Here is a 16,588-nt window from a genome sequence, read left to right as displayed (position 1 = left end):
GCTCCTGAAGAGGTGAGGCGGTGGAAGGGACGGGCGCGAGGGCGGCTACTGGTCCTTGAACGGGTGCCAGTGCGCTGCCGCGCGGTGACGGAAGACGGCCGCCACGATCGCGGGCCAGTCCGTATCGAGGTGTTCGCGGGGCGCGACGGGGCGGGCGTCCCAGTTCTGGGCCCCGGTGTCGTCGGCCAGGAAGGCCTCGCGAAGGCATTCGCCGCACACGCCGTCCACTGGGGCGGGGTAGTGCGGGTCGCCCTCGGCTTCGAGGTCGGGGTGAAGCCGTAGGTGACGGGAAGCCGCCTCGAACAGCAGCCGGGGCCAGTTCACGGCCCCGGCCAGGCGCTGCACGATCGCTGCCGCGCCGTCGCGCATCTCGTGGTACGCGCTGGTGGGCATGGATTCGCATTCACGAGTCAGGCCGTTCCAGCGCTGGTTGCCGAGCGCGTCCTGGGTCAGGACACGCACGGCCGCTTCGTAGTTGGGCATGGGGTGGCTCTCGGAGGCGGTAGGAACGGCGAGGTCAGTAGCACAGCCCGGCGCCGTCGAACCAGGCGTGCTCGGGCACCTGGCTGCCGGGCAGGACACCGGAGATGACGGGCGCGGGCGCGAACGCCACGTCGGCCAGGCGGACGTCGGGGGACAGAGGCTTGAGCGCGGTGAGCATGTCGAGGAAGTCCTGCCCGATGAGGGGGTGCGGGCTGGGGAGATTCATCAGGAGCGCCGGGTGCGACACGTAGCCCAGCCGCTCGTAGTAGGTCGCCAGCGACGGGGCGTGGATGAGCATGGACAGGCCCCAGCCGAGTGCTCGGTAGCGCTGCTCGGCCTGGCGGATCAGCGCCCGGCCGATTCCGCGTCCGCGATAGCGCGGCGCGACAGCCACCCCATGGATCATGGTGATCCGGTGCACCAGGTCCAGCAGCAGCGCGGAGTTCTGCAGCCCGGGATGCGCCACGAGCCACTCCGGCGGGCCGGCCACCAGCGCGCCGACGGCCTTGCCGCGCTGGTCCTCGGCGATGAGACAGAGGTCGAGCTGGTGGGACAGAGGCGGTTCCGGCGGGAGGCTCAAGGTGAGCCGGGCCGCGTGGAACGGCGAGGGGTGGTCGGGATCGGCGTGACGGATCAGGTCCATGAAGACCTCCACATCACGCTGACCCGCGTCGCGGAGGCGGAACGGGGAACGGGAGCGTCGAGAAGACATTGCGGTGTCCTGAGAAGTGGCAGCGAAGCGGGCGCGGTGCGGCACCGGGAGAGACAGTGCGACCGATGCCGCAACCGATACCCCAACTCTACTGCGGTAAATCCAATTACGCAATCAAGGAGCGGGCCACCGCGCTCCGGTCCGCACATGACCGCTGCGGACCCACTTGGCCACCCGCCCGGCGAACTCCCCTCGCGCGAAGCCCTGCGCGTCGCGCACCACGAACCCCTCGTCCCGCTCGACGTCCGTGCGCTGGTCGAAGGCTTCGCGTAGACGCTGCGGTTCGTCCGGCCGCGGCCCGCGGGCCAGCAGCGGGACGGTGGGCAGACCGAGCATGCCCGCCCAGGCCACCGTCTCGTCCCACGGCAGGCAGACGTCGCCGTCCCACACCGAGAAGACCATGAACGGCGGGAGCTCCCGCTCGTAGACGATCGAATGCGCAACCGTCAGATCCTCACCGCACACCCGCACTCCCTGCGGGATCAGCGGACACACCGCTGCGGCGAAGGCCCGCATCCGGCTCTGCCACGGCCGGCTGCGCCCGGTGGGGGAGCGCCCGTACATCCCGCACGCGTGCAACGTCGTGTTCGCCCCGTCCATCTTGAGCGTGGTGACGAGCTCGCGCCCCGGCTCGGGAACGAAACGGGACCAGTCGCACCAGACGTCGTCGTCCGTCGCCCCCGGAGACCCCGGCAGGTGAGGTGTACGCGGATACCTCGGCAGATCGGCGGTCACAGCGCGACCTCCCAGTCACCCGGGCAGCCTCGCTCACGGGCGAGGGAGTACAGCAGCGCGCGGTGAAAATCGGTGAGGTCGCCGGAGCGCCACAGCCCGCCGACGCGGCCTGCGCCGAGCACTACGACGGGCCCGCGCAGCGGCCGGGCCAGGACCTGCCCGGTCGCGCGGCGAACGAAGGCGGTGGCCAGCTCGTTGGCCGGCAACGCCGTGCCGGTATCCGTGGCCGCCCGGCAGATCACTCGCAGAGCCGTGCCGTCGGCTGCCGCATACCGCACGAAGTGCGGTTCACCGCCCAGTTCGTCGTGCAGCACCGCCCTCTTCAGGGCCCAGGGGCCGGGCACGGCAGTGTTCATCGTCGTGGAGTCGGCGTCGATGCGGACTCCGGAGCGAGTGGTAGTCACGAGGGGTTTCCTTGAGGGTGATGGTGTTGTCGTAGCAGCGGTCAGACGGGGGCTGACCGCCGCGGGAGCGCCCAGGCTCTTCGGGCGAGCCGAAGCGACCGCATGGGCGGGGTTCTCGGGGTGCTGGTCTTACTGCGTGGAACGCAGCCGTTCGTCCCAGCAGCAGGCATCGCCGATCCAGCCGCCGGTGTGCCGGTGCGCGGTGGCCAGCAAGACGTTCTGCCGGCAGAACATGCAGCTCGCCACCTCGGCGTCGATGTCGTGCTCCGCGAGGGTGTCGGCGATCTGTTCGTCCGTGGGGTAGCTGTCGAAGGACTCGTCCTCGGTGAGCACGGTGTTGTCACTCACGCGCACCAGGTCGAATGACCGGCCGACGTCGCCGTTCCAGACCAGTTCCAGGAGGGCGTACTGCTCCCCGAGCACGGTGAACGGTGCGTGGCCGATTTCACGGATCACGATGCTTCCGGGGCGCGAGGAGTTACCCATGGTGGCGACCTTCCGACTTCTTCCTGGCGGGGGATGGGGTGTGGCCGGGCGTGCCGGCCCAGGGGCTTCTGACCACGCGGCCGCGGGGTGTGAGCGTCCACACCTCGTCTGGTGCCTCGTCCTGCTGGGGAACGGGCTGCGCTGCCGTGCGTTTCCACACGAGCAGACAGGCACTGTGATCGGCGTCGGGGAAGTCCGCGGTAGGCCGGTCCGCCAGAGCGACGGTGCGGTTCACGCCGTCGTGGTACGTCGGGCCGTGCTGCCCGCGCACGCGCTGCTTGAGGGCCCACTCGGGGACGGCCTGGTTCGGGGCGAATTCCAAGGAACCGAGGCGCACCGGGCGCCTTTCGCGTGAGGGGATGAAGGTGAAGTAGACGGTCATGGGTCTGGATTCATCACAGGGTGCGGAATGCGGTGCGAGGGACGGGGCGGGCGGCTCAGAAGAGGATCTCCTGGCCCGCTGCCTCAAGGACTTCTGCTCGGGAGGGGGCCGGCGCCTCTGCGGGCGGTGCTGGTTCGAGGGCTCGGCGGGCCTGCAACTCGTCCGCGTTCGCCCGGCGGACCATCACCTCGTGTTCGTCGAGCCCTTTGAGGGCCTCCACCGTGTAGCCGACCGAGGGCTGTTCCAGGTGAGTCCGGAGCCTGACCAGTAGCGCGCTCCAATCCGGCCCGTATGCGCCGAGCACAGACACGACGACGCCGGACGGGTGCGCGGAGTCCCGGAGTGTGAAGCCCTCCGGCTGGGCGGAGGTAGGCAGATCCCTCACCTTGTACGCGGACAGCCGGTCGACGTCCAGAGCTGCCAGTGCCCGTGCGACCGTGTGACTGCGGGTGGGGCGCACAGCTACGCCCTGCGGCGTCGCTCCGGGCCTGCCGGGCGATCGGCCCGCGGTCGGCGAACTGCCAGGTTCTCGTGCCATGTGGATTCCTCCTGTTATCCGTGAGAGAGGTGGGGGGCGGAAGGTGCCGCCTCGTGGCGAGGTGCGGGCCGGTGCCGTATCACCGGGCCTGGGCCGCATCCATGCCAGCGGCCGGACGGGTGGAACCTGGGCAGCCTTCGTGCTCCGCCGTACAGGCGTGGACGCCCAGAATCGTGACGCCACCCTCCGCGGTGGCCAGGACGGCAAGGGCCTTGGCCAGCGCGACTCGGGCCGACTTCTGGTGGGTTCCACCGAACTGCAGATCGTCCCCGTGCTCCGCGATCATGTCGATGAGCTCTTCGCGTAGCGCATCGATCCGTCCCGCCGACATACGGCTCTGTTCCTGGATGGCGAGAGGGACGAGGAAGCACAGGAAGTCGGCCAGTCCGCTCCGTAGACGAGGGTTCGGCAGAAGGGCGCGGTACGCCTCGTCGGTCGCATCACCGACGCGGACTACCCGCCCGAAGGGTCCATGGGCCTTAGAGGACACGGTTGGCCTCCGCTCCGGCGGCGAGGACCTGGACGTCCAGGACGTCGAGCACTTCCGCCCGTCGGTGATGATCGATGGTGTCGGGCGTGCACGCGGCGTCGAGAACGCCCGGCCCAAGCTCCTCAAGGAGGCGCTGGGCCTCGGCGCGGCTCGGCGTGCGGTCGCCGGGCACTCGTACGGCGAGCGAGACGTCGTGTACGGCGACAACGACAGCTTTCGCCCGGACAGTGATGGTCTGGTGGGTCATGTGGCTCTGGTGTTAGTACGGGGCGCCGGGATCGCGGCACCGGAAGGCGGTTCGGGCAGGGGCTTCATGCCGCGACACGGGGGCGTGGCTGCATGGAGGGCGCGAGGCCGTTGGTCGGTGAGCGGTTGCCGCCGCATGCGGCGGCCTGCTTCAGGCGGGCAGGGGGGTGCCGTACGGACGCAGCAGTCGGGGGCCGAAGACGTCCTTGAGGTCCCACTGCTCCGGATGCGCGGAGTCCGACAAGAGCATGCACAGCACGTGCTCGGGATCGTTTCCGAGGACAGGGTGCCCGTACAGATGAAGCTGCTCGGGGTAGTCGTCGAACACGAGGCCCGCGGCACGCATCGGCTGCATGAGGGCGGCCAGGTCTTGCCCGGTCCGCGGGAGTCGTGCATCCCGCCAGGCGTGGGCGATCTCGTGGTGACGGCCTGCGTCGGGGACGGGAAGCAGATCGTGGAAGGTGTGAAGGGCGGTGCCGTCGGCGGCGCGGACGGTGTGCAGTTCCAGGTCCCGGCCGGTCTCGGCGTCGTAGCTGTCGTTGACGTGAAACACCAGATAGCTGGCGCCGGGAATCTGGGCGCGCAGCGTGTCGGCGATCAGGAGGGCGAGCCCTTGTGCGTCGTCCTGCTGGTCCTTCTGGGCCTGGCGCCAGTCGATGGGGTCGACGTAGCCCCCGGTCCCTTCGGAGAGGGCATCGCGCAGACGGCGCACCGCGCGTACGGCCCGGCCCTGCAGCGCGCTCAGCGCGATGGGTGAGGCGTCGCGGTACGCGTCGAGGGAACCGTTCTCATCGAGGAGACCGAGGGCGGCTCGGACATCGTTCAGAAGGTGCTTCTGCGGGTTCGCGGGCATGGGGATGCTGTTCCGTTCGTGCGGTGACCCGTCGGTGACGGGCGGGGCGGGGCTTTGCAAGATCAGGCGAGGCCGGGCGGGTGTCGGCTCAGAAGTGCGGCGTGGGCACGTGCGTCCTCAGCGGTGTAGCCGCTGTCGCAGTTCGGGCGGCAGTACGCACCGGGCGGGGCACCGCATCCTTCACAGGTGTCGTCGAACTCGGAGGCAAGGAAGGGCCGCTGAGGACTTTGTGGGCCGTCGTAAGTGCGCACTGTCTGATCCGTTCAGGTCCTGGAGGTATGGCGGTGCTGCGGAGGGCGCGGCCGCGACGAGCCGGCGCGCGAACCCATGCACCCGGCGTGCCGGCAGAAGCGGCTGGGGTCTGCGTCATCGGCCAGGGCCAGCGACTCGGTCTCCAGCCGTTGGGCGCGCCCGCATCCGGCCCAGGGAGCGGGGCCACTGCGGTAGACGACGGCGCGGTGCAGCTTGCCGCCGGGCGCGGCCTCGCCGACGACGGGACCCCGTCCGTCGATCAGGTACGCGGAACTCATTCCTCGATCTCCGTACGGTCCTGGCGGATCTCGGCAGCGGCCAGGCGCTCCTCGGCACGCTTGGCCATGCGGCGGGCGTTGCGGCGCTGGTTGCGCCGGTTCGCACCGCGACGTCGCGGGAAGGGCCGGGTCTCGTCGTGAGACCAGGGTCCGGTCCGGTAGTTGAGTACCGCCAAGGCTGCTCCAGTCCAGAGTCAAAGGGGGCCCGCCACCCCGCACCTTGAGGTCTCTGGGGTGGCGGTCATCGATCCGCGGGGTGCGGGCCGGGTGTGCCGCGTCCCGCACCGGTAAGGGCGGGATCGGCGAGGAGCGCCGACTTGGTGCCGCGCCCCGATTGCTAGCTATACATTACATGATGAAATCCAATTAAGCAATATAGATTCAGTTGGCCGGGCACCGCCGCAAGAAAACGGCCGCCACGTGTCACACGGACACCGCCCTTCACACCTCTATGGGCGACATCCGCTCCCTCCCCGGACGAAGGAGACTCGGTGCCCGACGACTTCACGGCTCCGCCCCGACGCGACGACCCGTTCGACTTCCCGGACTGGCCCCCGGGACCCTCCACCCTTGCGACATGGCGGCAGTGGGTCACCCGCGAGCCCTACGACACGGCCCGACAGGAAATCTCCGACACCGGCCCGCTCATCCCCGAACCCACCACGCCCCAGACTCACGCCGAGGCCCGCATCCTGACCGCGCTCATCCGCGAGTACGGCATGCACCGGCCCGAGCTGACCGACGGCCCGTACGGGATCACCAGCATCACGCCCCGCACGGACGAGCTCACCATCCACATCGCCGACGGTGAACTCGAACGCTGGGCCCGTGCCCTCACAGCCGCAGGAATCGACATCCGCGCGGAAGCAGCCGCCCAGAACACCGGCACGGCGACCGCCGGCGTCACGCTCGCCATCAACGGCGCGCGCATCAACCTCGCCCCCGCCACGCCCTCGGCCTGGCACGACGCGGCCGACAGCGCAGCGCAGCGCCCGGCCCCACCCGCCAGCCACGATCACACCACCCCCAAGCACGAGCTGGCGACGCTGCTCTCTGCCACGCTGCGGCGCATCGGCCTGCTCTGGGACGTGGCCCACCGGCACTCCAGCGTGCACCTGATGCTCACCGAGCACGCCGGCCAGACCCACCTTCTCGACGCCTCGGCAGGACGGCAGAGCCTGAGCGTCATCCCCCTGTGGCAGGCCCTCTCCATGCCCTTGCAGCTGTGGCCGGCCCGCCGCGCACCGCGCAGGGCGGACGCGGGAGCAGCCGTACTCGACGCCGTGAATGCCTTCAAGCCCCAGCCGACCGCCACCGACCCGGCAGAATCCCTGTGCCATCTCATGGACTTGGAGGCCACCGCGGTCACCCGGCGCGCGGCCACACACGCGCTGAAGATCGCGCAGGCCGTCCTCGACGATCCGGCCCATACCTCGATCTGGGACGCCGGGGGCTGGATCGGCACCTGCCGTCGCTCAACGGCCCGCGGCGAATACTCCACCCACGAGGACCGCCTGGTGCCACCCGGAACGGAGCGGCTGCTCGACGCTCCCGGTATCGACCTCCTCGAACTCGGGACTCTGGCGCTGCGTGCCCAGTTGTCCCAGAAGGAACTGGACGACCTCCGGGGCCTGGAGAAGTACCAAGTCCCCCTGTGGTGGGGCGTGGACACGCTGATCGAACTGCTGAACTGGGCGCTGGCCGCAGCGACCAGCCCGCCCCTTGCCGATGCTCAAGAACACCCCGCCCCCCGCCGCACGCTCCAGAGGGCGGCGCAAGAGGCCGCATCGCACATGATCGCTGTGCACGAAGCCATCGAAGACGTCGGTGCGGCTGAACTCCGGCGCGAACACGACACGTGGCGCCTCTCGAAGCCGGATGCCATCGCCACCGACAGCGTTCCGACAATCACGGACCTGATCCTCGCCGCCCACGCGCACGACGTGCTGGACTTCCGCGGGCTCGTCCAGGCACTGACCTACTTCAGCTACCGCGTCCACTCCACCGCCGGCCTTCCCGACGGACACCGCAGCCTCGAAGACGACGGGGACTTCCCCAACAGCTTCACCGGACACATCAGTACTTGGTACGGCCAGCCCTGCACCCTCGTCGACGAAGAGGCCAACCACGCCGGCGTCGGCAGTGCCGCCTACCGCCGGCATCTGGCGGCACACCGCGCAGCCTTCGACCCCTTCGTCGAGTGCTACCTGGCCGCAGCCGACGAGATGCCGGGCGAGCACGACGTGGCCGAACGCCACCGCGCCGGGGCCCAGGCCCTTCGGACAGCAGATCTCGCCGCGCTGAGGGACCTCGATCCGCGGTGGCGACACGGCGGCAGCGACGAGTTCCTGAGCATCGTGGCGACCCTCCCACTGGAGGTGCACGAGGTCGAGTCCTGGGTCGACGACGTCTTCGGAGACGACGCCTGACCCGCACCGTGCCGGGGCGCCCAGGAGGGGCCCCGGCACGGCGGCGGACGCGAGTCGATGTCAGCGCCAGCGGTTACGGTCACCTCCATGACAGCCGCACCTCAAGGTCCTCGCGCAGGCTGGATACTGCGCATCTCCGCCCGATCCGCCCCGATCGATGACCAGGCCTTCGAGCAGCAGCGCCAACTCCTAAGCGCGGTAGCCGCATTCGATCCAGCCACCGCCCTGTGGACAGCCTTCATCGGCCAACTCGACGCCCGCGCACTGCAGATCCTGCAGAGCCTGTACGACGCGTCCAACAGATTCGGTACCGAGGTCCGCCTCGAACCCATCGACGCACCACCGGCATGGCAGGGCCCCACGTTCGCCGACGACAGTGACGTGGCGGCGATCATCACCGCGCGGTCCGACCAGGACCGTCCGCTGGGCCAGCTTGAAGGAAACCGCCCCCCGGGGCCGCGACTGCGAGCCCGAGGAGGCGGACGTTTCTCACACCACTGCACCCACCTAGACATCTCAGGGGGATAAGAAGTCAAGAGGGACCACGGGTCTTGATCGCTACCGAGGCCGCTGATTGGCTGGCCGACATGAATGATCTCGGACCCGTTGCATGGCCGCCTGCACCCATCAAGACCGAGAGGCTCGTGCTGCGTGAGCCCGAGGTCAGGGACCGTGCGGCGTTCATCGAGCTGCACGCCTCGCCGGAGGTGCACACCTACCTCGGCGGCCCCCGGCCGCGTGACGAGCTTGAGGGCGAGATGCCCGAGGTGCCCGGGCGGCGGTCCGGGAGTTTCGTCGTCGATCTCGACGGGGTGATGATCGGCCAGATCCTGCTCAGACGAGTAACGGAGCACGCTTGCCCCTCTGCCGTGGGGAAAGTCGATCTCGGCTACCTGTTCCTGCCGCAGGCGTGGGGATTCGGGTATGCGGCCGAAGCGTGCGCGGCGGCTCTCGGCTGGCTCGAAGACGTCCTTCCGGGTGAGCCAGTGGTGCTCGCCACTCAGACCGCCAACGTCCGTTCGATGCGCCTCGCGGCGAAGCTGGGGTTCACCGAAGCGCAACGGTTCCGGGCCTGGGACGCTGATCAGTGGCTCGGCTTGCGGGCCCCTGTCACGCCCTCCAGTTGAGCTGGAAGGAGTGGCGCGAAGGCGCGCTGTTCGTCGAACGGCTGCCGGGTCTGGAGGCAGTGGTGGAGCTGTCCGAGGAAGCGGTTGAGCAGGTGGCGCTGGGCGGCGTTGTGCCAGTCTCCGTGTTCGCGTCGGCGCCGGTAGTGGGCGTTCGCACCTGGTGAGGCGGTAAGGGATGAGAAGGCCCAGAGAAAGCCGGCGTGCATGAGCCGGTTGTTCTTGACGAAGCGGCGGCCGACGAAATGCTTCTTGCCTGAGGCCCGGGTGATCGGGGCCGAGCCGGCGTACGACTTCAGGGCTCTGGCGTCGGCGAACCGTGTCCGGTCGTCGCCGATCTCGGCGAGCAGCCGGGCTCCGAGCAGGGGGCCGAGGCCGGGGAAGCTGAGCAGGATCTCGCTGTCGGCGTGCTCCTTGAACGCGGCTTCGGCGGCCGTGGTGAGGTCGTCCGCGGCCTGGCAGGCGGCATCCAGCTGCTTGAGCAGCGCCAGCAGCTGCTGGCCGAACGCGTCCTCGACGGCCGGGCGATGCCGGGCGTACTCAGAGCGGAAGATCTCTCGCAGGCGCGCGGTCTCGGTGTCGAAGCCGCGGGTGCGGCCGCTGCGCTTGAGAGCGGCGCGCAGCTGGGCAAGGGTGAGTTTCGCGGCCTTCGCCGGGGTCGGGGCGAGGGCAAGGACCACCCGGGCATCTGCCCTGGTCAGGCCGCCCTCCTTGCCCTGGAAGGCGTGCAGGGCGGCGGGGTAGTACTCGCGCAGCAGCGAGCGGACCTGGTTGGCTACCTGCTGGCGGCTCCAGACGGCGTCCTGCTGGGCTCGGGCCAGCACGGTGATGGCCTGGGCGAGTTCGCTGTCGGCGGGCAGCGGCCGGTGGGCGTGCATGTCGGTGCGCAGGATGTTCGCCAGGACCAGGGCATCGCCGGGGTCGGACTTCTTGCGGCTGACGCCGTGCCGGTCGCGGTAGCGGGAGGCGGCGAGCGGGTTGATCGCGAAGACCTTGCGATCACTGGTGCGCAGGACGGCCACGAGCAGCCCACGGCTGGTTTCGATGGCCACGGGTATGGGGGTCTCCGGGCTGTCACCGTGTTCGGCCAACAGGTCCAGGAGCTTGCTGTAGCCGGCCGCGTCATCGCTGATGCGAGCCTTGGCGAGCAGGGTGCCGGTGTCGTCGACGACGGCGACGTCGTGGTGGCGCTCCGCCCAGTCGATGCCGCAGAACACGGTCAAGCCATCCTCCCAGATCCGTTCATTTATGCAGGTCACGAGCACATGCGGGTCGCGCAGCGTCCTAATCCCAGGACTCACAGGTCCGCCATCTCAGTAGCCGTTCGCGACACCAGCGCACCCCAGGGGCTCGGTCTGTCTGCAGAGCTCGCGGGCTCGCGGGTGAAACAAGAGGTCGACCCTGGGGCGGGCTCGTGCCGTGACGATCAACGTTCGGCCGGCCGCCGGGAGTTTCACGGTGATCACGGAGGCGCCGGGCTGTGCCGCTCTTGACAGAGGTCTCGAAGACCAGGGGAAACGAAGGCATCAGCCCGGCGCCCGCGTCATCACCGCGAGGTGCGGACGGTGGTGGGGTCCGTGGCCGTGGCGAAGGCGCCGGGTCTCGCCGCTCTAGGTGAAGGCCTCTCGGGCCAGGCTGACAGCAGGCGTTGCCCGACGCCCACGACACTGCCACGGATCCCACCGGTGGACAGCGGCGCCAGTCTCAGAGCGGGTCTCCAGGACCATGAGGGCCGAAGGCGTTCCGCTGCCCGTTGTCGACCGCTCACCCAGCCCCTTGCGAAGACCGGACCGAGCCGCCTACACCCCGGATTAGGCTGACGGCATGTCGATGTACGACGGAGTCCCGCCCCACCGCCAAGAGCAGTTCGAACAGTTCATGGCGGCCTACGCCAACACCGCCACGGTGATGGACGCCGTGCGAACGTGGATCGACGAGATGCCCACCCCCAAAGGGCTCGCGGCCAACGAGATCACGGCGCCCCCACACGCCTGGCTCAGTGAGCGCACCGGTCTGACCGACGGGATGCTGGCGACCACGCTGATCGCCCTCTTTGCCTCTGGCGGCATACAGCCACACCCCCACAAACGAGACGTGTGGCTCTTGGCCGGCGAAGGGGAACTGGACCCCGAACCGGCACGCGAGCGCCTGCTGACCGCTCTGGACATCATCACCGCATCCGGTCATCACATGACCCCTCTGCCGACGCAGCCACGCGGGAAGCGACGCCTGCTCGGACTGCTCACCCGCAAACGAAGCCATCGCAGACGCCCTTGAACGACGAAGCTGCCCGCCGCGCTACGCGGACGGCACGATCCGACCTTTCCGGAGCAGCAGCCGGGAATCCCGAGCCGACGAAGCACCCCGCTCGCAGGGCCTGGGACCGTTATGAACGGTGTGGCGCCCTGAACCCGTCTCGGAGACCGGCCACACTCGCACCATGACCACTCCGGCACCACGGGCACGGGTGCTCCCCGCTGCTCACGTCGCCCTGAACGTTCTCCTTGCTGCCAGGCCTGCCTGGATACACGACATCATGGTGTCGACGCTCTCGGACTGGGCCGCTACCGATACGAGCTGGTTCCTCGTCCGAGATGACTTGGACGAGACGGTGTACCCCGCCGTGATCAGCGTGGAAGAAGAGCGGATCACGATCACTCACACCCGCGCGGTCGGTCGGCATCCGTACTTCGAACAGGAGGCCGGCGAGACAACCGTCCCCCTCACGCCCCGAGGCATCGAGCACCTGCGGCATCTGCTGCCAGCCATCGAGACTGCCGGTCTCCCCTCGGTGCCCGCGGCCGCATAAGGATGTCCAGGGGCATTCTCCGGTCCGCTCCCACAGCTGTCCGCCGACCCAAGGGCCCTCCCGCGTCCGGCGGATAGGCAGGGTCCGGACTGGGGAGAGAGAAGGCGGCGTAGCCATCAGGGGAGGGAGCACAGGATGGGCACGGTGCTGTTGGCGGCGTTAGCCGCAGTCGTACTCGCAGTCGTCGTCACGGGGCTCGTGCGCGCCGGGCGGCGCGAGGCACGGGCCGAGAAGCAGCGGCTCGCCGAGGACGCTCAGCTCCAAGCCCGGCGCTCCTTGGCGGCGGTGTGGGCGATGGACGACCGCGCCTTCGAGGAGTACGTGGCCGGTCTGTGCCGCCGTGACGGCTGCACCCAGGTGCAGCGGGTGGGCGGCGCGGGCGATCTCGGCGCCGACGTGATCGGCTACCTCCCCGATGGCAGGAAGATCGTGGTGCAGTGCAAGAGGTACGCCAAGCACCGCTCGGTGGGAAGCCGTGACATCCAGACGTTCAACGGCACCGCGCGTGCCGAGCACGGCGCGGATGTACCGGTGTTCGTGGCGTCCTGCGTCTTCACCCGGCCGGCCCGGGACTTCGCCGCGCGGCACGGCCTGTGCCTCGTCGACGTCGACTTGCTCGGCTTCTGGAACAGCGGCACCACCCTCAGCTCCCTGGTGGAACTCGATATCGGCCGGTCCGGAAGCCACCGCAAGCTCAGCCCCGACCACGACTGAGAGGGACCCCGCTGTGGAGAACACCGAGACCCGCATGCACGCGTGGCACATCGAGGAGCGCGAGTACCGGCGCCAGCAGGACCGCCGCGGCCGCCGCTTCGCCTTCCCGCGCCTCACGCCCGCCCGCACCGCACTGGTCGTCATCGACATGGTGCCGTTCTTCGTCGACGCCAACCCCTACGCCCGCGGTATCGCCCCCAACATCCAGCAGCTCGCCGACCGGCTGCGGACGGCCGGCGGGACCGTCGCCTGGGTGGTGCCCGCCCGTACCGAACGCACCCCGGTCGGAGACGAGTTCCACGGGCCCGACGCCGCCGAGATGTTCCGCAACTCCGGCGGCACCGGACCGCTGCCCGGCCGGCTGTGGCCCGGATTCGTCACGGGCCCGGACGACATCTTCGTGGAGAAGAGCGCGCCGAGCGCCTTCTTTCCCGGCCGCTGCCTGCTCCCGGACCTGCTCCAGGAGCGCGGCATCGACACCGTGCTGATCACGGGCACGGTCACCCAGGTGTGCTGCGAGTCCTCGGCCCGCGACGCGTTCACCCGCGGCTACCGAGTGGTGATGGTCGCCGACGCCAACGCGACCGGCCAAGATCAGGACCACAACGCCACGCTCGCCACGATCTACCGATCCTTCGGCGACGTACGCCCCACCACAGAGGTCCTCGATCTGATCGACGCGGCCCGGGTGACCACCGTCAACATCCCGGACCTTGGCAGGGGTGAACACCTTGCGGGATGACAGACCAGATCCGACCTCGAGCTGTCCCCACCTGCACCGACCCTGGGGCGACGTCGGAACCCGGATGCCCACCACCACGTGAATCCGTGTGTCGGCCAACGGCCACTGGTCGCCTTCCGTGAAACGACCGCACGGCGCCCCAGAGCACGCGCCGGCGCGATCCACAAAGCCCCCGCCTCAAGGCACTGAACCGATCCCCAGCTCGGCCCGATCACGCTTTCGCAGTGGCCGGCTTGCCCGTCATCCCGCAGATGGCCGGGCCAAGACGGCCGTACCGTAAGGGTGTTCGCCCGGGCGGGCGCCGTGCCTCAAGCCGGGAGCGGACAGGTGAGCGGAAGCACGCGCTCCGTCAGCTGCCCCGTGAGCTGGGTGTCGGTAAGGGCGGTCTCGGCGAGCCAGTCTGCTGTGGTCAGCTGGTCGACCAGGTGCTGCAGTTCGCCCGATTCGATCGGGACCCAAGCAGTGAGAGCGTGCAAGGCGATGCCCTGGCCACCGGGACCGAGGCGTCCCGCGGCGTCGGTCTGGGTGGCCAGCGTCAGCGCGAGGAGCCGCGTGCCGGCGGTGGCCTTGGCCTTGCGGAGCTTCTTGTCCGAGATGACCTTCTGGGCCCAGCCGGAGAGCTTGGGCCGCATCTTCTTGCCGAACGTGAACGGGCCGGCTTCGCCGTCGCGGGGGACCAGGGAGGGGATGGTGATCGGGGTGGGGTTCTCGGGCCGGGAGGCGAGCAGGTCGCCGGCGGTGCCGGGCAGGGTGAGCCAGCCGCAGCCGGTCAGCTTCTCGACCAGGTCCTCCGGGTCGGTCAGGCCCAGCGCGTTGAGGTCCTGGCCGACGAGGTTGCCGGTGCCCTTGTGCGCAGTGCGCAGAGTCAGCATCAGCGTGAGCAGCCGTGCCTCGGAGCCGGGCAGCGGGCTGTGGTCGGCCACGTACGCGAGGACAGAGCGCGCGTGATCCCCCTGTGTCGGTGCGGTCAACAGGCGCGATACGGCCGGCCCGTCGCTGTCCGCGATGCCGCCGGTGCGCTGCTGGTGCTGGAAGCGGGCGGCGGTGGCGGCCTGCTCGGCGCGCCGGGCCTCCATCCGCAGGCTCGTGATGCCGCTGACGTCGGCCCAGGTGGTGAAGGCCTGTGCCTTGCGCTCGTGGAGGTCGGCGAGGAGCTTCAGGTCGGGCTCGGTGCGCTGCTGGTAGGCGCGGAAGAGGTCACCGAGTTCGACGAGCTCGTCCCGCAGGGCGACCGGCCGCAGATCGTGGGGGATGACACGCTGCGCGATCTTCGCTTGTGGCGGGCGGCGGCGTACCGGGGCGGAACGGGGAGCAGGCACCCCTGTCCTGGCTGCGGCCTGGCGGTCGGAGAACTGCGGCGTGCCCGCCCCCGGGGCTACGGGGGTCGGGGGTTCGTCCCCGGTCTGGGGTCCGGGGGCTTGGGAGGTGGCTGCCGTCTTCGCGCCGGGTGTGGCGGCTGCGCACCGCGAGCAGCACTCCATGGCCTTCCACCAGCGTCCTTCCCGGTCGGTGATCACGGCCAGGACGACCGGCCCGCCGCATCGCCAGGGTTCGGCACGGGCATGCCGGCCGGTGTCCGGCAGATGGGTGTGGCAGCCGTCGGCTCTGCATGCGCAGTACGCGCCGGGCCTGGGGGCTGGGGCAGCGCGCAGATGCGCCTTGAGGTGGGCGACCGCCGCCGCACGGCCGGCGGCCGCGGACGGCAGACGCTGCTCGGGGCAGGCGGGGCGGCTGCACGAGATGCGTACCGCCGTACTGCCCCGACCGGCGGCATCCAGACGCACAGTCCACCGGCGCCCCGGCACCCGCTCGTCCAGCTCGCTCACCGCGGCCTGCGTCATCCTGCTCTTCCTCCCGTTCGCGTTCCCGACATCCCGCACGCCGATGGTGCGGGGCGGCGGGCCCACCGTACGCGGAATGAGCTCGGAGAGCGGTGAACTCGCCCTGTGCGCCTGCGATGCCTTGCAGACGCAGACCCCGACCACCGTGCCCAGGGTCGGCCCGGTCGACCTGGCACGACAGCGCGCCGACCTCGTCCATCGACAACTCCCGTGGCTCGGGCATCCTCCTGCGCCCAATGCACGCTGCCTTGACCGGCCGTGTGACGGCGCGCCCGCATCAGCGCCCGTACGGCTCCGCCACCGGGCTGCGGGCCGACTCCTCTTGGGATGTCACACGCAGGCCCGGTCGCACACCTCTATGGACACGCACACGAGCGCTACGGATTGAGGATGTGTAATGGCAGTGACCACTGACACAAGGCGCGGACGCGGAACTTCGGACGAGAGGAACGCGAGGCCGCTCCGCCGGCTGGTGACCCGCAGCAACACCCGCCATGCCTGGGAGAAGGCGCGCGTGCGCAAGCCGCTCGCGGAACGCAAGGCGACGGGGGCGACAGAGCACGACACCGGGCTGAAGAAGCAGGACCTCGTGTTCTCCGCCGTTTACCGGGAGACGGAGGCCTGCAGTCACCTGGCGAAGATATTCGGAGTCTCGCCTGGAACCGCATTGGTCGAGCGAAGCTATCGCACGCAGCACGTCGACGAGCGGCACACACTCGGCATCGTCCGCTCGTACCTCGTGCGCGAAGACATCGCCCAGAACCAGGAGCTCCTCGACAGCCGAAACGAACCGTGGCCCGGCGGAACCCAATCGCAGCTCGCAACCGTGGGAATCGAATTCGGAAAGGTCACCGAGCACGTCACTGCACGGTCTGCGACGCCGGCCGAGGCCGTGGAACTCGGAATCGGGACGTCTGACCCGGTGCTGCACATCGAAAAGGTCGCGCAGGACCCCACCGGCCGAGTGGTGGAGGTGGCCCACATTGCCCTGGCCGGGGACCGCACCCGGCTCGAGTTCACCACCCCGCTGGACCGATGACGAGAAAGGGTCATGACGCGGCAGCCCTCGT

At 69.8% G+C, this 16,588-nt stretch carries 22 protein-coding genes; 8 read left to right on the top strand and 14 right to left on the bottom strand.

What is annotated here, in order from left to right; translation table 11 throughout:
* Window positions 1-45 precede the first annotated feature (45 nt).
* The 12 genes from SZN_RS00230 to SZN_RS00175 form a co-directional block, all read right to left on the bottom strand.
* Complete coding sequence (locus tag SZN_RS00230) at window positions 46-483, bottom strand: hypothetical protein (RefSeq protein WP_007490402.1); 438 nt, start codon at window positions 481-483, stop codon at window positions 46-48.
* 34 nt (window positions 484-517) lie between these two features.
* Window positions 518-1,126 (bottom strand): GNAT family N-acetyltransferase, encoded by a 609-nt coding sequence (locus SZN_RS00225; protein WP_007490400.1) that lies wholly within the window; start codon window positions 1,124-1,126, stop codon window positions 518-520.
* A 183-nt stretch (window positions 1,127-1,309) separates the two neighbouring features.
* The gene (locus SZN_RS00220; protein WP_007490398.1) at window positions 1,310-1,930 is read right to left on the bottom strand and encodes an RNA ligase family protein; all 621 of its coding nucleotides are present in this window, start codon (window positions 1,928-1,930) and stop codon (window positions 1,310-1,312) included.
* The gene (locus SZN_RS00215; protein WP_007490396.1) at window positions 1,927-2,334 is read right to left on the bottom strand and encodes a hypothetical protein; all 408 of its coding nucleotides are present in this window, start codon (window positions 2,332-2,334) and stop codon (window positions 1,927-1,929) included. Before SZN_RS00215 ends, SZN_RS00220 begins: the two co-directional genes overlap by 4 nt.
* A 129-nt stretch (window positions 2,335-2,463) precedes the next feature.
* A complete protein-coding gene (locus SZN_RS00210; RefSeq protein WP_007490394.1) occupies window positions 2,464-2,820 on the bottom strand; it encodes a hypothetical protein in 357 nt (118 codons plus the stop codon).
* Window positions 2,813-3,202 carry a hypothetical protein gene (locus SZN_RS00205; protein ID WP_007490392.1) on the bottom strand — a complete coding sequence of 130 codons (390 nt, stop codon included), beginning with the start codon at window positions 3,200-3,202 and terminating at the stop codon, window positions 2,813-2,815. The genes SZN_RS00210 and SZN_RS00205 overlap by 8 nt, the downstream gene beginning before the upstream one ends.
* A gap of 55 nt (window positions 3,203-3,257) precedes the next feature.
* Window positions 3,258-3,740: a hypothetical protein gene (locus SZN_RS00200; protein WP_139063491.1), complete on the bottom strand. Its 483-nt coding sequence runs from the start codon at window positions 3,738-3,740 to the stop codon at window positions 3,258-3,260.
* A 79-nt stretch (window positions 3,741-3,819) separates the two neighbouring features.
* The gene (locus SZN_RS00195; protein ID WP_007490388.1) at window positions 3,820-4,230 is read right to left on the bottom strand and encodes a hypothetical protein; all 411 of its coding nucleotides are present in this window, start codon (window positions 4,228-4,230) and stop codon (window positions 3,820-3,822) included.
* The gene (locus SZN_RS00190; RefSeq protein ID WP_007490386.1) at window positions 4,220-4,477 is read right to left on the bottom strand and encodes a hypothetical protein; all 258 of its coding nucleotides are present in this window, start codon (window positions 4,475-4,477) and stop codon (window positions 4,220-4,222) included. The genes SZN_RS00195 and SZN_RS00190 overlap by 11 nt, the downstream gene beginning before the upstream one ends.
* A 150-nt stretch (window positions 4,478-4,627) precedes the next feature.
* Window positions 4,628-5,329: a hypothetical protein gene (locus SZN_RS00185; RefSeq protein ID WP_007490384.1), complete on the bottom strand. Its 702-nt coding sequence runs from the start codon at window positions 5,327-5,329 to the stop codon at window positions 4,628-4,630.
* Between the two features lie 263 nt (window positions 5,330-5,592).
* Complete coding sequence (locus tag SZN_RS00180; protein ID WP_007490382.1) at window positions 5,593-5,859, bottom strand: hypothetical protein; 267 nt, start codon at window positions 5,857-5,859, stop codon at window positions 5,593-5,595.
* Complete coding sequence (locus SZN_RS00175; RefSeq protein WP_007490380.1) at window positions 5,856-6,035, bottom strand: hypothetical protein; 180 nt, start codon at window positions 6,033-6,035, stop codon at window positions 5,856-5,858. Before SZN_RS00175 ends, SZN_RS00180 begins: the two co-directional genes overlap by 4 nt.
* Window positions 6,036-6,350: 315 nt before the next feature.
* On the opposite strand from SZN_RS00175, the gene SZN_RS00170 reads away from it, so the two are divergent.
* The 3 genes from SZN_RS00170 (at window position 6,351) to SZN_RS00165 (ending at window position 9,415) form a co-directional block, all read left to right on the top strand.
* Window positions 6,351-8,288: a hypothetical protein gene (locus SZN_RS00170; protein ID WP_007490379.1), complete on the top strand. Its 1,938-nt coding sequence runs from the start codon at window positions 6,351-6,353 to the stop codon at window positions 8,286-8,288.
* Window positions 8,289-8,375: 87 nt separating this feature from the next.
* Window positions 8,376-8,816: a hypothetical protein gene (locus tag SZN_RS40775; RefSeq protein ID WP_139063490.1), complete on the top strand. Its 441-nt coding sequence runs from the start codon at window positions 8,376-8,378 to the stop codon at window positions 8,814-8,816.
* Between the two features lie 59 nt (window positions 8,817-8,875).
* On the top strand, window positions 8,876-9,415 hold the full coding sequence (locus SZN_RS00165; RefSeq protein ID WP_043727202.1) for a GNAT family N-acetyltransferase: 540 nt from the start codon (window positions 8,876-8,878) through the stop codon (window positions 9,413-9,415).
* On the opposite strand, the gene SZN_RS00160 is transcribed toward SZN_RS00165, so the two are convergent.
* Window positions 9,373-10,650, bottom strand: coding sequence for an IS110 family RNA-guided transposase (locus tag SZN_RS00160; RefSeq protein WP_043727201.1), 1,278 nt, complete (start codon window positions 10,648-10,650; stop codon window positions 9,373-9,375). The two genes, SZN_RS00165 and SZN_RS00160, sit on opposite strands and share 43 nt — an antisense overlap.
* 586 nt (window positions 10,651-11,236) lie before the next feature.
* Here SZN_RS00160 and SZN_RS00155 point away from each other — a divergent pair.
* From SZN_RS00155 to SZN_RS00140, 4 genes are all read left to right on the top strand, one after another.
* On the top strand, window positions 11,237-11,689 hold the full coding sequence (locus SZN_RS00155; RefSeq protein WP_007490374.1) for a hypothetical protein: 453 nt from the start codon (window positions 11,237-11,239) through the stop codon (window positions 11,687-11,689).
* Between the two features lie 163 nt (window positions 11,690-11,852).
* Window positions 11,853-12,221 (top strand): hypothetical protein, encoded by a 369-nt coding sequence (locus SZN_RS00150; protein WP_139063489.1) that lies wholly within the window; start codon window positions 11,853-11,855, stop codon window positions 12,219-12,221.
* 135 nt (window positions 12,222-12,356) lie between these two features.
* Window positions 12,357-12,935, top strand: coding sequence for a restriction endonuclease (locus SZN_RS00145; RefSeq protein ID WP_007490369.1), 579 nt, complete (start codon window positions 12,357-12,359; stop codon window positions 12,933-12,935).
* A 13-nt stretch (window positions 12,936-12,948) separates the two neighbouring features.
* On the top strand, window positions 12,949-13,677 hold the full coding sequence (locus tag SZN_RS00140; protein WP_007490368.1) for a cysteine hydrolase family protein: 729 nt from the start codon (window positions 12,949-12,951) through the stop codon (window positions 13,675-13,677).
* Between the two features lie 308 nt (window positions 13,678-13,985).
* On the opposite strand, the gene SZN_RS00135 is transcribed toward SZN_RS00140, so the two are convergent.
* Window positions 13,986-15,518, bottom strand: coding sequence for a hypothetical protein (locus tag SZN_RS00135; protein ID WP_007490366.1), 1,533 nt, complete (start codon window positions 15,516-15,518; stop codon window positions 13,986-13,988).
* A 472-nt stretch (window positions 15,519-15,990) separates the two neighbouring features.
* Here SZN_RS00135 and SZN_RS00130 point away from each other — a divergent pair, with 472 nt between their 5' ends.
* A complete protein-coding gene (locus tag SZN_RS00130) occupies window positions 15,991-16,557 on the top strand; it encodes a UTRA domain-containing protein (RefSeq protein ID WP_167546264.1) in 567 nt (188 codons plus the stop codon).
* Window positions 16,558-16,588 lie beyond the last annotated feature (31 nt).

The sequence above is a fragment of the Streptomyces zinciresistens K42 genome, from assembly GCF_000225525.1.
GTDB lineage: Bacteria > Actinomycetota > Actinomycetes > Streptomycetales > Streptomycetaceae > Streptomyces > Streptomyces zinciresistens.
Note: the sequence above shows the minus strand (reverse complement) of the source record. Positions and strands in the feature narration are given on the sequence as shown.